General features: G+C 70.4%; 13 protein-coding genes. 5 read left to right on the top strand and 8 right to left on the bottom strand.

Annotated elements, in window-relative coordinates:
- Positions 1-539: 539 nt before the first annotated feature.
- Positions 540-1,220, top strand: coding sequence for a M23 family metallopeptidase (locus ABZ906_RS21600; protein WP_361384933.1), 681 nt, complete (start codon positions 540-542; stop codon positions 1,218-1,220).
- An 81-nt stretch (positions 1,221-1,301) separates the two neighbouring features.
- On the opposite strand, the gene ABZ906_RS21595 is transcribed toward ABZ906_RS21600, so the two are convergent.
- Positions 1,302-1,877, bottom strand: a complete 576-nt coding sequence (locus ABZ906_RS21595; RefSeq protein ID WP_361191158.1) for a TetR/AcrR family transcriptional regulator — start codon at positions 1,875-1,877, stop codon at positions 1,302-1,304.
- A gap of 254 nt (positions 1,878-2,131) precedes the next feature.
- Here ABZ906_RS21595 and ABZ906_RS21590 point away from each other — a divergent pair, with 254 nt between their 5' ends.
- A complete protein-coding gene (locus ABZ906_RS21590) occupies positions 2,132-3,739 on the top strand; it encodes an MDR family MFS transporter (RefSeq protein ID WP_361385836.1) in 1,608 nt (535 codons plus the stop codon).
- 94 nt (positions 3,740-3,833) lie between these two features.
- Here ABZ906_RS21590 and cseC read toward each other — a convergent pair whose 3' ends face one another.
- From cseC to ABZ906_RS21565, 5 genes are all read right to left on the bottom strand, one after another.
- Entirely contained in the window at positions 3,834-5,228 is a 1,395-nt protein-coding gene (gene cseC, locus ABZ906_RS21585) for a two-component system sensor histidine kinase CseC (RefSeq protein WP_361385833.1), read from the bottom strand.
- A 108-nt stretch (positions 5,229-5,336) separates the two neighbouring features.
- The gene (gene cseB, locus ABZ906_RS21580; protein ID WP_361191163.1) at positions 5,337-6,050 is read right to left on the bottom strand and encodes a two-component system response regulator CseB; all 714 of its coding nucleotides are present in this window, start codon (positions 6,048-6,050) and stop codon (positions 5,337-5,339) included.
- An 18-nt stretch (positions 6,051-6,068) separates the two neighbouring features.
- Positions 6,069-6,689 (bottom strand): hypothetical protein, encoded by a 621-nt coding sequence (locus ABZ906_RS21575; RefSeq protein ID WP_361384930.1) that lies wholly within the window; start codon positions 6,687-6,689, stop codon positions 6,069-6,071.
- Between the two features lie 20 nt (positions 6,690-6,709).
- On the bottom strand, positions 6,710-7,258 hold the full coding sequence (locus tag ABZ906_RS21570) for a SigE family RNA polymerase sigma factor (RefSeq protein WP_361384927.1): 549 nt from the start codon (positions 7,256-7,258) through the stop codon (positions 6,710-6,712).
- A 184-nt stretch (positions 7,259-7,442) separates the two neighbouring features.
- On the bottom strand, positions 7,443-8,354 hold the full coding sequence (locus ABZ906_RS21565) for an A/G-specific adenine glycosylase (RefSeq protein WP_361385830.1): 912 nt from the start codon (positions 8,352-8,354) through the stop codon (positions 7,443-7,445).
- A gap of 378 nt (positions 8,355-8,732) precedes the next feature.
- Between ABZ906_RS21565 and ABZ906_RS21560 the strand changes: the two genes are divergently transcribed.
- A complete protein-coding gene (locus ABZ906_RS21560; RefSeq protein ID WP_361385827.1) occupies positions 8,733-10,343 on the top strand; it encodes a histidine kinase in 1,611 nt (536 codons plus the stop codon).
- A gap of 5 nt (positions 10,344-10,348) precedes the next feature.
- Positions 10,349-11,002 carry a response regulator transcription factor gene (locus tag ABZ906_RS21555; RefSeq protein WP_361384924.1) on the top strand — a complete coding sequence of 218 codons (654 nt, stop codon included), beginning with the start codon at positions 10,349-10,351 and terminating at the stop codon, positions 11,000-11,002.
- A gap of 140 nt (positions 11,003-11,142) precedes the next feature.
- Here the strand turns inward: ABZ906_RS21555 and ABZ906_RS21550 are convergent, their stop codons facing one another.
- Positions 11,143-11,799 carry a phosphatase PAP2 family protein gene (locus ABZ906_RS21550; protein WP_361384922.1) on the bottom strand — a complete coding sequence of 219 codons (657 nt, stop codon included), beginning with the start codon at positions 11,797-11,799 and terminating at the stop codon, positions 11,143-11,145.
- A 184-nt stretch (positions 11,800-11,983) separates the two neighbouring features.
- On the opposite strand from ABZ906_RS21550, the gene ABZ906_RS21545 reads away from it, so the two are divergent.
- Positions 11,984-12,799: a hypothetical protein gene (locus ABZ906_RS21545; RefSeq protein WP_361384919.1), complete on the top strand. Its 816-nt coding sequence runs from the start codon at positions 11,984-11,986 to the stop codon at positions 12,797-12,799.
- A gap of 81 nt (positions 12,800-12,880) precedes the next feature.
- On the opposite strand, the gene disA is transcribed toward ABZ906_RS21545, so the two are convergent.
- Entirely contained in the window at positions 12,881-14,005 is a 1,125-nt protein-coding gene (gene disA, locus ABZ906_RS21540) for a DNA integrity scanning diadenylate cyclase DisA (RefSeq protein ID WP_190083935.1), read from the bottom strand.
- Positions 14,006-14,046: the final 41 nt, after the last annotated feature.

Raw genomic sequence — 14,046 nt, 5'->3', positions numbered from 1 at the left:
ACAGGTTGTTGATCTCGGGGGCCGGTGACATGACGCACAGGCGTTATGTCCGGTACTAGGCGGAATAGTGGGGGTGGCGGGAGCGGGGTCAGGGACCTTTGGCAGGCAACCCCCGGGACCTTGGGCGCGTCGGGAGGGTCCATCCGCCGGACGCGCCAGTGCGGGCCGGAGGTGTCCTTTCGAAGTGGGGTTAAACCCCGTTCCGGGCAGCAATTCCGGTAAGTAGTTGAAGGGGTAATTGTCGGGATTTGTCGGTGTCAAGAGGTCGAAAGAGGGGCGGTTGGCTACGGCTTTAGGTAGTAGATGGGGTGTTTGAGCAGCGGCCGGGGGGCGGGTTACCAAGGTGAGGCCCCGGCGGGAAACGCAGCGAAGCGTCTGCCGGGTCCCTTTGTGTCCCAGCTCCACCCCAGCTCCACCCCAGCACCACCCCAGCACCACCCCAGCACCACCCCAGCCCCACCCCCGTCCCCACGTGCCACGCAGCGACAGCGACAGCGGCGGTGTCACGTACACGCTCCCCATCCCGGAGGTCATCCGCCATGTCGAAGCGCGCCACGTCCACCCAGTCCGGCCTGTCCCTGCTCCGCACGCGGACGGCCGTCGTCACCGTCGCCGCCGCCGGTCTCGGCGCCTCGGCCGTTCTCGGTACCGGCGTCGCCGCCGCAGCCGACGCCAAGGGCGGCGCGTTGCCCGGCGTCTCCGCGAACTCGATCTCGGCTCAGGCCGACGCGCAGGCCAAGGCGGCCGGCAAGGCCAAGCAGGCCGCGGCCAAGGCCAAGCAGGCCGCCGCCAAGAAGGCCGCCGGCTGGCAGGACCCGGTCGACAAGTACACCCTCTCCGCGTCCTTCGGGCTCGGCGGCAACATGTGGTCCAGCAAGCACTCCGGCCAGGACTTCGCCGTGTCCATCGGCACCTCCGTCGAGGCCGTGCACAACGGCACCGTCGTCAAGGCCGGCGGCAACGGCGCCGGTGACGGCCCCGCGTACGGCAACGCCATCGTGATCAAGCACGACAACGGCACGTTCTCGCAGTACGCGCACCTGTCGAAGATCGACGTACGCGTCGGCCAGACCGTCGGCACGGGCCAGCACATCGCCGCCTCCGGCAACACCGGAAACTCCAGCGGCCCGCACCTGCACTTCGAGATCCGTACGACCCCGAACTACGGCTCGGCGGTCGACCCGGTCGCGTTCCTGCGCTCCAACGGCGTCAGCGTCTGACGGTCCCGCGCTTCAACGGCGGGCGTCAGCTCTGACGGTCCCGCGCTCCAACGGCGTCACCGTCCGGCGACGAGTGACGCCCTAGGCGCCTTCGTGCGCCTGTGTCACCAGATCGATGGCGACTTCGAGGATGGCCTTGCGCTTCTCCTCGGGGTCGCCGTCGACGTCTTTGAGCACGAACATCCCGCCGTGCATCGTGAACAGCGCGCTGAAGCAGCGCACCTGCGTCGTCATCGGAGTGCCCGGCTCCCTGAGGATGTCGAGCAGGCCGATCATGCGGTCCTTGAAGGTCTCGCCCGTCTTCAGGTCCCGCATCGTCGCCTGGTTCTCCTGCATGAAGCGGAAGAGCGGGGCCGCGTCCTTGAGGATCTCGCTGTAGCGGGTCAGGATCGTCCGCTTGGTCTCCAGCGTGCGCGGCTGCTCCTTGCCCCACTCCATCAGCTCGTCGATGGGCCTGGTCATGTCCTCGAAGATGCTGGTCAGGATGTCTTCTTTGGTCTTGAAGTGGTAGTACAGCGCCGCCTTCGTGACCTCGAGACGCTCCGCGATCTCGCGCAGTGACGTCTTTTCGTAGCCCTGCTCGGCGAAGAGTTCGAGGGCCACGTCCTGAATGCGTTGGCGGGTGTCCCCGCGGCGCTGCTGCTTGCCCGTGACCATCTCGGTGCTCCTCGACTCCCTCGACTCGAATCCTTGGACCCGATTTTACTTACTTGACGCCCGGCTAGTTAGGGGTCTAGTTTCCCTCAGTGTAGTCAGCTTGCCGGTCGGCAAGTAAGTAGGAGCACGAAGTGGGTAACCGGGGAGTGGGGAACATGGCCGAGATCGCCGAGACGAAGGACAAACCGGGGGAGCAGGCGAAACCTGCCGGGACGGAGAAGGAAGCGCCGCAACCGCGCAGCGTGCGCGTCGTGATGATGGCGCTGATGGTCACCATCCTGCTCGCGATGCTCGACAACATGATCGTGAGCCCCGCGATGCCGACCATCGTCGGCGACCTCGGCGGCATCGAGCACCTGTCGTGGGTCGTCACCGCCTACATGCTGGCGACCGCGGCCTCGACCCCCATCTGGGGCAAGCTCGGCGACATGTACGGGCGCAAGGGCGTCTTCCTCACCTCCATAGTGATCTTCCTGCTCGGTTCCGTGCTCAGCGGAATGGCGCAGGACATGGGCCAGCTGATCGGCTTCCGGGCCGTACAGGGACTCGGCGCCGGCGGTCTGATGGTCGGCGTCATGGCGATCATCGGTGAGCTCGTCACGCCGCGGGAGCGCGGCAAGTACATGGGCATGATGACCGGCGTCATGGCGGTCGCCATGATCGGCGGACCGCTCGTCGGCGGCACCATCACCGACCACCTCGGCTGGCGCTGGGCCTTCTACATCAACCTGCCGCTGGGCATCGTCGCGCTCGCCATGGTGACCGCGGTCCTGCACCTGCCGAAGAAGAAGGCGAAGGGGCGCATCGACTACCTCGGTGCGGCGCTCCTGACCGTCGGCATCAGCTCGCTCGTGCTCGTCACCACCTGGGGCGGTACGGAGTACGACTGGACCTCGACCGTGATCATGGAGCTGATCGCGATCGGCGTCGTCGCCCTCATCGGCTTCGTCATCGTGCAGAAGAAGGCCGCCGAACCGATTCTGCCGCTGCACATCTTCCGCAGCCTCAACTTCACCCTGATGTCGGTGATCGGCTTCCTCACCGGCTTCGTGATGTTCGGCGCGATGCTGTTCCTGCCGCTCTACCAGCAGGCGGTGCAGGGCGCTTCGGCCACCAACTCCGGGCTGCTGCTCCTGCCGATGCTGCTCTCGATGATGGTCGTCTCGTTCTTCTCGGGACGGTTCACCACCTCGACCGGCAAGTACAAGATCTTCCCGATCGCCGGCACCGTACTGATGGTCCTCGGACTGTTCCTGCTGTCCACGATGGACACCGACACCACGCGGTTCATGTCCGGCGTCTACATGGCGGTGCTCGGTGCGGGCATGGGCTGCCTGATGCAGATCACCATGCTGGTGGCGCAGAACAGCGTCGAGATGAAGGACATGGGCGTCGCGTCGTCGTCGGCCACGCTCTTCCGTACGCTCGGCTCCTCGTTCGGCGTCGCGATCATGGGCGCGCTCTTCAACAACCGGGTCGAGCACACGATGTCCGAGCGCGCCGGACAGCTGGGCGGCAAGGTCACCGAGCAGTCCGCGCAGCTCGACGCGGACAGCCTGCGGAAGCTGGCCGCGCCGGTACGGGACGCCTATCAGCACGCGGTGTCCGCCGGTACGCACTCCGCGTTCCTGCTGGGCGCGGTCATCGGAGTCGCGGCGCTGATCGCGGCGCTGTTCGTCAAGGAGGTTCCCCTGCGGGGGGCCGGGCCCAAGGACTCCGGTCCTGCCGCTCCTGAGGGCGACAGCAAGGCCGCGTCTGAGGGGGACAGGAAGGCCGCTCCCGAGGGGGACGCCAAGGCTGCCGGGGATGCGGCTGGGGACGCCGCGCCCGGGCCGCGGGACGCGGTTGCAGAGGCCGTCTGACCTGCGGTCCTACTCCCCTGGCTGAACGGGCCCCCGGCACCATGAGGTGCCGGGGGCCCGTTGCCGTCGCGTGACGCCTGCCCGCGGCGGGCGGCTACGTGCCGTGCTTGTACTTGTCGGGCTTGTACTTGTCCGAGAGCTGCAGCATCGGATAGCTGCCCGTGTTGGTCGGGGCGTGTTCCGGGAGCCAGAGGACCGCCACCGCGCCCTCCGCCGGGTCGTCGGGGCCCGCCCCCGCGGGCGTCACGTTGCGGAACGTGAGCCGGGCGCCGAGCACCCGCGCCTGACCCGCGGCGATCGTCAGACCGAGCCCGTGGCCGACGCCCGCCCGGTCCGTGCTGCCGGTGCGGAAACGGCTCGGCCCCTCCGCGAGGAGCCCCGCGGGGAAACCGGGCCCGTGGTCGCGGACCCGCACCACACGGCCCTCGACACTGACCTCGACCGGCGGCTTCCCGTGCTTGGCCGCGTTGGCGAGGAGGTTGCCCAGGATGCGCTCCAGGCGGCGCGGGTCGGTGGTGACCTCCGACTCGTGCACCACCGTCACGCTCACCTCCGAGTTCAAGGCGCCGATCCGCCGCGTCACGAACTCGCCGAGCATCAGATCCTGCAACTCGGCACGCTCGGCCGCGCTGTCCAGACGGGCCACTTCCAGTACGTCCTCGACGAGCGTGCGCATCGCCTGCGCCCGGTCCCTGACCAGCTCCGTCGGACGGCCGGGCGGAAGGAGCTCGGCCGCCGTGAGCAGCCCCGTCACCGGCGTACGCAGCTCGTGCGCGATGTCGGCCGTCACCCGACGCTCGGCTTCGAGACGCTGCTTGAGCGCGTCCGCCATCGCGTCCACCGAGCGCGCCAGATCATCGGTCTCGTCGCGTACGACGCCGCCGATGGCATCTCGTACGCTGACGTCCGTCTGCCCCCGGGCCACCTCCTGCGCCGCGGTCGCCGCCTTGCGCAGGCGCCGCGAGAGCTGGCCGCCGATCAGCACGCCGAGTGCGCAGCCGCCGAAGACCACCGAGATGGAGCCGATGACCAGGGCCTGGTCGAGGTCCTTCATGACGGTGGCGCTGCGGTCGGTGAAGCGGGTGTGCAGCGACAGGATGTGGCCGTCGCTCAGCGGCACCGCGGCCCAGATGTCCGGCACCCCGCCGTCGTGCTCCTCGACGTAGGTCGCACGGCGCCCCGCGAGGACCTTGGAGAGGAGCTCCTTGGGCATCTCCGGATCGTCGATCTTCATGCCGAACTGCGACGTACGCCCGGACGTCTCGTAGATCCGCTGGGCGTAGAGGATCCGCTCGTCCTGCACGTCGCGCGCGTTGTCGAGCATCGATACGCGCGCCGCGTTGTGCACGACCAGGCTCAGCGCCACCGCGACGAGCGCCCCGACGAGCGCGATCGCCGCGCTGATCTTCCAGCGCACGCCGGTGCGCAGCCGGGGTCCGAACGCCGCGCGGAGGCGGGCGCGCAGCGCGGCCACCTTGCCCCTGCTCATATACGCCCCCCGGGATGCGCCGTTCAGGTCAGCCGGTCTCTGCGGCTCAGCCGTGCCGTTCAGGTCGGCCGTGCCGTTCAGTTCAGCCAGTTCAGCCATGCCGTCGGCTCATGCCTTGAGCTTGTAGCCGAAGCCGCGGACCGTCTCGATGCGGTCCTGGCCGACCTTCGTGCGAAGGCGCTGCACATGGACGTCGACGACGCGGGTGTCGCCGCCCCAGCCGTAGTCCCACACGCGTTCCAGGAGCTTGTCGCGGGAGAGGACCGTGCCGGGCGCGGACGAGAATTCGAGCAGCAGGCGCATCTCGGTCGGCGTCAGCGCCACCGGCGTGCCGTCCTTGCGGACCTCCATGCCCTCCGTGTCGATCTCCAGATCGCCGAAGTGCAGGACACCGCCGTCCGGCGAGCTGCCCTCACCGGCGGCGGGCGCCCCCGACTCGGGACCGCTCGCGTGCCCGAAGCGGCGCAGCACGGCACGGATCCTGGCCACCAGGACAGCGCCGTCGAAGGGCTTGGTCACATAGTCGTCGGCCCCCGCTTCCAGGCCGAGCACGACGTCGATGGAGTCGGCACGCGCCGAGAGCATGATCACCGGGACCGTGGACTCGTCGCGGATGCGACGGCACAGCGAGACGCCGTCCAGGCCCGGCACCATCACGTCGAGCAGCGCGATGTCCGGGCGGTTCGCGCGGAACGCCTCCAGACCCTGAAGGCCGTCGGGCATCGCGGTGACGACGAACCCGTCCCGTTCGAGCGCGAGCTGCGTCGCCTCGCGGATGACGTCGTCATCCTCGACGAACAGGACATGGGTGTGCTCTGCCATCGGGAGCTTCCAGTTCTCTCAGTTCTCCGTGGGAGCGGGGGCATCGCTGCCCGCCGCGCTGCTGTAGTGATTGCGGATGCGGTCCGTCTCCCTGAAGTGGTTCGCCGCCCACTCGTACGTGATGACGACCTCGCCCGAGGGATACGACACCGGATCATCCTCCGCGTACAGCTGCTTGGTGATCACCAGGTCGCCCCGGTCGATCTCCGCGTAGACGGGTGGCTCCTCGTCCTGGAAGACATTCTCGTACTTCTTGCCCTCGGTGCGATACACGTAAGTGCTGGTGCCGACAGCGTCGCCGCAGGTCATGATGTTCACGACGACATCGGACGCCGATCCTCCGGTCAGGTTGCCGTACGAGACGTCGACCGGATACTCGTCGGCGACACAGGGCTTCAGATCGCGCTTGACCGCCTGGCTCACCTTCGGGTCGTCCTTGACGAGCTTCACCGCTTCGAGGGTGGAGGGCGGCGAGGGCGCGGACGCCTCGGAGGGCGTGGGGGACGGCGACGGGGTCATCACCGTCTCGCCGCGGTTGCCGGGGCCCTCGTCCCTGGCGCCGGAGCCGCCGGTCGAGCAGGCGGTGAGCAAAAGGCCGATGGCGGCGAGCGCGATCCCTGCCGCACTCCCCGCCCGCATCGTCCTGCCAGCCCGGGGGCTTAGGCCGCGCAACGCTCCCGCTCCTCACGTTCGAGCGCGCCGGTGGCGGGCTCATCGCGGTCCCGGCTCTCCAGCTCCTGGCGGAGCCGGGCGAGCGCCCGGTGCAGGGTGCTCTTGACCGTTCCCGCGGACATGCCGATTGCCGCGGCCGTCTCCTCTGTGGACATCTGCTCCCAGTGTCGCAGCACCACGACGCTGCGCTGCTTGGGTGCGAGCACCTTCATGATGTCCATCAGGAGGGCGCGGTCCGCGTGCTGCTCCGTGGAGTCTTCCACGGACGCGTCGGGCAGCTGCTCGGTGGGGACCTCTTCGAGCTTGCGGGCCCGCCACCACTCCGTACGCGTGTTGATCATGACGCGGCGCAGATAGGCGTCCGCGAGCCGCTTGTCGGCTATGCCGTCCCAGCGGCCGTACGTCCGCACGAGCGCGGTCTGGAGCAGGTCCTGGGCGTCGACGGGGTCGGGGACCAGGCGCCGGGCACTGCGCAGCAGGGCGTCCTGCCGAGTGCGGACGTACTCTTCGAACTCGAGCACCTCACCGTGCGCCATACCTAACCGCCTCCGTTCACCGACCACCGCTGCTTCTGCGGTACGGATATGAAGCTACGGAGGCGTTGTCACGAGGCTGTGCGGAGCAGCCAGCGGAGGGCGCACGGCCTTCCGTCGGTTGTGTAACAGAAGTAGGCCGGACGTAAAGGTGAGGTCCTGCCCGGCCTCGGCCGGGTCAGCTCGGCTAGGTCAGGGGAAGGCGGTAGAGCCCCTCGGGGAGCGGCTCGACGAGACCGTCCGCGACAAGCCCGTCAAGGGCGCGGGCCCGCTGCACCGGCTCGTCCCACACCCGGTCGAGGGTCGCCTGCGGTACGGGCGCCACGGCCTCCCTGAGCACCGCGAGCAGCTTTCCGCGGACCTGGCGGTCCGTGCCCGCGTAGGTCTGACCCCGGCGGGCGGGCCCCTGATGGGCCGGCTTGCCGGCGGCCTGCCACGCGCACTGCTGCGCGATGGGGCACCGGTTGCAGCTCTCGTTCTTGGCGGTGCAGACGAGGGCGCCGAGCTCCATGGACGCGGCGGCCCAGCGGGACGCGGTGCGCTCGTCCTCGGGGAGCAGGGCGCGGGCGAGCTTGCGCTCGGCGGCGGTGGTGGCGTTCGGGGGGTACTGGACGCCGGTGACGGCGCGCGCGAACACCCGCCGCACGTTGGTGTCGAGGACGGCGTGCCGCTGCCCGTACGCGAACGACGCCACGGCCGCGGCGGTGTACTCGCCGATGCCGGGCAGCGCGAGGAGCTGCGCGTGCTTGGCGGGTACGTCGCCGCCGTGCCGTTCCGTTATGGCGACGGCGGCGCCGTGCAGGCGCAGGGCGCGGCGGGGGTAGCCGAGGCGCCCCCAGGCGCGGACGGCTTCGCCGGGGGCTTCCTTGGCGAGGTCGGCGGGGCGGGGCCAGCGGGCGATCCACTGCTCGTACACCGGCAGGACGCGGCTTACCGGCGTCTGCTGCAGCATGAACTCACTGACCATCACGCCCCAGGGCCCGGCGTCGGGCCGACGCCACGGCAGATCGCGGGCGTTCGCGTCGAACCAGGCGATGACGGAACTGTGCAGGGCCTCGCCGGCGGGCTCGGGAGTGTCTGACATGGGCATGGGCGGCATGGGCTTCGTGGGCGCAGTCATGGCAACACGATCCTGCCACGGGCCCACCCCCCACCGGGCCAGGCGGGGCCTTCTCCCCCCGGTTTCGCCCGGCCGGGGTGGTCTGTTTGGCACGGGACCGCCCCTGTTCGGGGGCACGGCCCTGCCGCCGGACGCGCCTGGCGATCTTCCCCCCCCACCCACCCGCACCGGGCCCCCGATTTCCCCCCGCTGCGCGTCGCGGGGCAATCGGGTGGGTGGGTGGGAAGGCTTGTTCGGTGGTGATCGGATGCGGGGTGAACGGGCGGGTGGGTGGGAGAGCTTTGGCGGTTCTAGGGCCAGGACCTGACGATCGGCAGGGGTGAAGCCGCGGGGCAAAGACGTAGCGTCGGCGACGTGATGGGAAAGCGGGGGCAGGACGCCCTCCTCTGGGCAGCGTTGGCGCTACCCGCGTTGACCGCGGACCGGCTAGGCCTGAACGAGCCCCGCGGGCCCTGGCCGCAGACCGCGGGCCTCGCGGTCCTGGCCCTGGCCGCAGCCCTCTGGCGAAAGAACCCCCCGACAGGCTTCGCGGCGGCGTCCGCACTGGGCCTGGCCACGGCCCCCTCCCTGTTCACCCTCTCGTACGGCCCCGCCCTGGCCGTATTCGCCCTCCTCATGGGCCGCAGGGCCAGCCGACCCCGGCCCGCCCTCCTCCTCTTCGGGGCCACCGCCCTGACAGGGACGGCCAAGATCCTCGTACGCGGAGAAGACCCCGTAGTGGAGTGGCTGGTCTTGATGGCCACGCTCCTCTTCGGCGCGGTCTTCCCGTGGCTCACGGGCCGCTACCTCCGCCAGGGCCGGGAACTGTCCGCCGCGGGCTGGTCCCGCGCAGCCCAGCTGGAGCGCGAGCAGCGCATCGTCGCCGACCGGGCCCGGCTCCGGGAGCGGGCCAGGATCGCCCAGGACATGCACGACTCCCTCGGCCACGAGCTGAGCCTCATCGCGGTACGGGCCGGCGCCCTCCAGGTGGCCCCCGACCTGCCGGACCGGCACCGAAGCGCCGCGGCCGACCTGCGCGCGGCCGCGTCGGACGCCACGGACCGGCTGCACGAGATCATCGGGCTGCTGAGGGAAGAGGGGGACGAGGCCGCCCCGCTCGCCCCGGCGGGCGAGAGCGTACGGGCCCTGGTCGAACGGGCCGCCGACTCGGGCCTCCCGGTCACGTACAGGGAGGAGCACCAGTCCGCGCCGACCACGACAGAGGAGCACGAGCGGACCGTCCACCGGACCATCCACCGGGTCGTCCAGGAAGCCCTGACCAACGCAGCCAAGCACGCCCCCGGCGCCAAGGTCACCGTGGAGATGCGGCCGACCGCCGTCATCGTCTCCAACGGGCCCGCGCAGGCGGAGGGCCCTGGACCAGGAGCCGGAACCGGGCCCGGACTCGGAGCCGGTTCCGGCCTCATAGGCCTGCGGGCCCGCATCGAAGACCTCGGCGGCACCCTCGACGCGGGCCCGCACGGCGACGGCTTCCGGGTCGTCGCACAACTCCCCGCGCAGGGAGAGAAGCCCTCAGGGGGAGAGCACTCGGGGGGAGAGAAGCCCTTCCCGAGACCGCCCGCACCCGCAGGAACCCCCCTCGCGTACGCGCGCCGCAGGACCGTACTGGCCTTCGGCGCCGCCCTCGCCACCGGAGCGCTCCTCGTGGGCGGCGCCTTCGCCTGGTACGCCTACTCCAGATCACAGACCGTCCTCGACCCCGCCGACTACGCCCGGCTCACGCTCGGCCAGCGACAGGCCGACGCCGAACGTCGCCTGCCCGCCAGAGCCGCGACCGACCCGCCCGAGGAGCGCGCCCCGACCCCGCCCCCCGAAGGCGCGGACTGCCGCTACTACCGCGCGAGCGGCGAACTCTTCGTCAGCGTCGAGCACTTCCGCATCTGCTTCAAGGACGGGGCCGTCGTGCAGAAGAGCGTGATACCCAAGGCCGGGACCGGCGGCGAAGTCGAACAGGAGAGGAAGAAGTGACTGCGGTGATCCGTGTACTGCTGGCCGACGACGAGGCGATGATCCGCGCGGGCGTCCGCGCGATCCTCGGCGCGGGCGAGGACATCGAGGTCGTCGCGGAGGCCGGTGACGGCCGGGAAGCCGTCTCGCTCGCGCAGGCCCACCGCCCGGACGTCGCGCTGCTCGACATCCGCATGCCGGGGCTCGACGGACTGGCCGCGGGCGAGGAGATCGTACGGACGCTGCCCGGCACGGCGGTCGCGATGCTGACGACCTTTTCCGAGGACGCCTACGTCGCACGGGCGCTGAGCGGCGGAGCCACCGGCTTCCTGCTGAAGTCCGGCGATCCGCACGAACTCATCGCGGGCGTACGCGCGGTGGCCGGCGGCGCCGCCTTCCTCTCGCCCAAGGTGGCCCGCCACGTCATCGACGGCTTCGGCGCCCGGCGCGCGGTCCGCGACGCCGAGGCCCGCGCCCGGACCGAGGCCCTCACCCCGCGCGAGCGCGAAGTCCTCGGGCTCGTCGGCGAAGGCCTCTCCAACCCGGAGATCGCCGCCCGGCTCCATCTGGTGGAGGGCACGGTCAAGGCGTACGTGAGCGCGGTCCTCGACCGGCTGGGGGTCAAGAACCGCGTCCAGGCGGCGATCGTCGCCTACGAAGCGGGACTTGTACGGCTCTGACGCCCAGCCGCACCTCAGACGCCCCGCCGCACCTCAGAAGCCCCGCCCACCTCAGAAGCCCCGCCCACCTCAGACGCCCCGCCGCACCTCTGAAGCGGCGCCGTACGAAGTCCCGCCCCCGCCTCTCCGGTTACGGTCTCTCAGCGCCGGTGCGACGCGGGCCGTCGATGCGACGCGGGCGCCTGCTGATTCGGGTTGCCCGGCCCGGCGAACCACCTGACGACGCCCGTCGACGACCCGCGCATCGCCTCGCCGACCCGCGCCACGGGGCGAGTTGCCACCCGTACGAGGGCGAAGGCGAGCACGGCTCCCAGGAGCAGGCCCACGACCACGTCATGCGGATAGTGCACGCCCACGAAGACCCGCGAGAACGCCATGAGCACGGCCATCGGCAGCGTGAGCGCAGCGATCCGCGGCCAGGCGAGCGCGAGGCCGACCGCCGCGGCGCCCGCGATCGTCGAGTGGTTGCTGGGGAAGGACCAGTCGCCGTACGCCGGGCACTCGACGATGGAGGGGAGCGCACCGGCGACGGCCCGGCACGGACGTTCCTCGTCCACCGCCGACTTGAGCGTCTCGCTGCACACGTACGCCACCGCCGTGACGAGGGGCGCGAGTACAGCTATCGCGAAGGCGCGGGGGTCGTCGCGCCGCGCACGCCACCAGGCGACGATGAAGAGCGCGCCGAAAAGCAGCAGTCCGAGCTCCGTCCACACCTCGGCGAGGTGCTGGAACCAGGTAGGGGTGTCATGGGCGAAGTCGGTGACATCGCGATAGAGATCGTCGGTCATGGTGTCCATGATTACGGACGGTACGGAGTAGGTCCGAATCGTCACATCCGGCGATCGACCCGTCACAGTCCCTGACGAAAGACAGGGGTCGATAAGCGGAGCCGGTTATTCCGTGATGATGATCGGCAAACTTTGTGACTCTGAGCGGCGGGTGGGGCAGGACAAGGCCCGGATCTCTCGTAAGGTTTGGGCCGTGGGATCACTGCGCAATCCGGTCGGGCCGCTTCCCTCCACCATCTACTGGCGTCGGAGGGCCGTTCTGCTGTCCTTGCTCGGGCTCATGGCGCTCCTCGTCGTGTGGGTGCTCACCATGGGGGGCGGGGGCAAGAAGGACGGCGCCGACGGTCCGTCGGGCTCAGGTCCGGCCACGTCCATCACGCCGGGGCCTTCCAGTTCCGGGCCCGCCATCAGCCAAAACCCCGGCGGGCGCGACGAGTCGGACGACGAGGACGGCAAGGACGGCTCCGGCTCCGGCGACTCGGGCGGCGGCTCCGGTGATTCCGAGGGGTCGGGCGGATCGGGCGACTCCGGCGACGGCAGCGGCTCGGGCGACGACGGCAAGGGCGGCGGCGGTGCGGGCGGACAACTGCCCGCCGGGTCGAGCATCCCCAACTGCGTGAGCGGCGACGTGAAGTTGAAGCTGCGCAGCATCCACAACCGCTACGAGGTCGGCGAGAAGCCGAAGTTCGAGGTCGTCGCCCAGAACAGCGCGGGCAAGGCCTGCAAGGTGGACCTCGGCGCCAAGAAGACGGTCCTCACGATCACCCGCGCCGACGGCGACAAGGAGATCTGGTCCTCCGCGGACTGCCCCGAGGGCAGCGGCAGCCTCTTGCTGCGGGTGCCGGGCGACGGGCGCGTCACGCGCACCGTCGAGTGGGACCGCCGGGAGAGCGAGCCGAAGTGCGCCACGCCTTCGGCGGGGAGTGCGGAGCCGGGGACTTATCTCGTCGAGGCGAAGGCCCCCGGGCTGAAGTCGGTACAGGCTTCGTTCGTGCTCGAAGAGGGCTGATCTTCGGGTTGCTGCCCGGTGGGCGGTCTTTCCGCGCTTCGCGCGGGGTTTCCCGCCCACCCACCCGATTGCCCCGCAGCTCTAGACGTACCGCTCCAGAATCGACGACTCCGCAAGCCGCGAAAGCCCCTCCCGGACGCTGCGGGCCCGCGCCTCGCCGACCCCGTCCACGGTCTGGAGGTCATCGACGCTCGCAGCGAGCAGCTTCTGCAGGCCCCCGAAGTGCTCGACGAGGCGGTCGATGATCGCGCCGGGCAGCCGAGGCACCTTGGCGAGGAGACGGAAGCCCCGCGGGGAGACCGCGGAGTCCAGCGCCTCGGGAGAGCCGGTGTAACCCAACGCCCGCGCAACGGTGGGCAGTTCGAGCAGCTCCGCGTGCGAAAGCGCGTCCAGCTCGAAGAGCGCCTCTTCGACCGTACGGGACCGCTTCGCCGTCGGCTCGGGGACGTAGTCCCGGACGACCAGCTCGCGCTCGGGCTCGACGCCCGCGATCAACTCGTCCAGTTGCAGGGCGAGAAGACGGCCGTCCGTGCCCAGCTCCACCACGTACTCGGCGATTTCGGTGGCGATGCGGCGCACCATCTCCAGGCGCTGGGCGACCGCGGTCACATCGCGAACCGTCACCAGGTCCTCGATCTCCAGGGCGGAGAGCGTGCCCGCGACCTCGTCGAGGCGCAGCTTGTAGCGCTCCAGGGTCGCGAGGGCCTGGTTCGCGCGGGACAGGATCGCCGCCGAGTCCTCAAGGACCTTGCGCTGGCCGTCCACGTAGAGCGCGATGAGGCGCATGGACTGGGAGACGGAGACGATGGGGAAGCCCACCTGCTTGGACACGCGGTCCGCGGTGCGGTGCCGGGTGCCCGTCTCCTCCGTGGGGATCGTCGGGTCGGGGACGAGCTGCACGCCGGCCCGCAGGATCTTGGTGATGTCCTTGTCGACGACGATGCCGCCGTCGAGCTTGCACAGCTCGCGCAGCCGCGTCGCCGTGAACTCGACGTCCAGGATGAAGCCGCCCGTACACATCGATTCGACGGTCTTGTCCCAGCCGAGGACGATGAGCCCTCCGGTGTTGCCGCGGAGGATGCGCTCGAGTCCGTCGCGCAGGCCCGTGCCGGGCGCGACCGCGCTCAGGGAGGCGCGCATCAGCCCGTCCGCACCGGAGCTTCCACCGGACTTGCCGGGAGCTGACGCCCGGTCGTTGGCTGCCACTGCACTCCTCGGGTCGCGGGTTGTCCAAGCCCCGGTCCACA

Origin of the sequence: Streptomyces sp. NPDC046925, assembly GCF_040644915.1 — a bacterium.
Taxonomy (GTDB): Bacteria; Actinomycetota; Actinomycetes; order Streptomycetales; family Streptomycetaceae; genus Streptomyces.
The sequence above is the reverse complement of the archived record's forward strand: the minus strand, read 5'-3'. Positions and strand labels throughout refer to the sequence as shown.

Bases quoted from the DNA above. Each gene is read 5' to 3' on its own strand.
- ABZ906_RS21600 (WP_361384933.1), top strand. From the start codon at position 540: ATGTCGAAGCGCGCCACGTCCACCCAGTCCGGCCTGTCCCTGCTCCGC.
- ABZ906_RS21595 (WP_361191158.1), bottom strand. From the start codon at position 1,877: ATGGTCACGGGCAAGCAGCAGCGCCGCGGGGACACCCGCCAACGCATT.
- ABZ906_RS21590 (WP_361385836.1), top strand. From the start codon at position 2,132: ATGATGGCGCTGATGGTCACCATCCTGCTCGCGATGCTCGACAACATG.
- cseC (WP_361385833.1), bottom strand. From the start codon at position 5,228: ATGAGCAGGGGCAAGGTGGCCGCGCTGCGCGCCCGCCTCCGCGCGGCG.
- cseB (WP_361191163.1), bottom strand. From the start codon at position 6,050: ATGGCAGAGCACACCCATGTCCTGTTCGTCGAGGATGACGACGTCATC.
- ABZ906_RS21575 (WP_361384930.1), bottom strand. From the start codon at position 6,689: ATGCGGGCGGGGAGTGCGGCAGGGATCGCGCTCGCCGCCATCGGCCTT.
- ABZ906_RS21570 (WP_361384927.1), bottom strand. From the start codon at position 7,258: ATGGCGCACGGTGAGGTGCTCGAGTTCGAAGAGTACGTCCGCACTCGG.
- ABZ906_RS21565 (WP_361385830.1), bottom strand. From the start codon at position 8,354: ATGCCGCCCATGCCCATGTCAGACACTCCCGAGCCCGCCGGCGAGGCC.
- ABZ906_RS21560 (WP_361385827.1), top strand. From the start codon at position 8,733: ATGGGAAAGCGGGGGCAGGACGCCCTCCTCTGGGCAGCGTTGGCGCTA.
- ABZ906_RS21550 (WP_361384922.1), bottom strand. From the start codon at position 11,799: ATGGACACCATGACCGACGATCTCTATCGCGATGTCACCGACTTCGCC.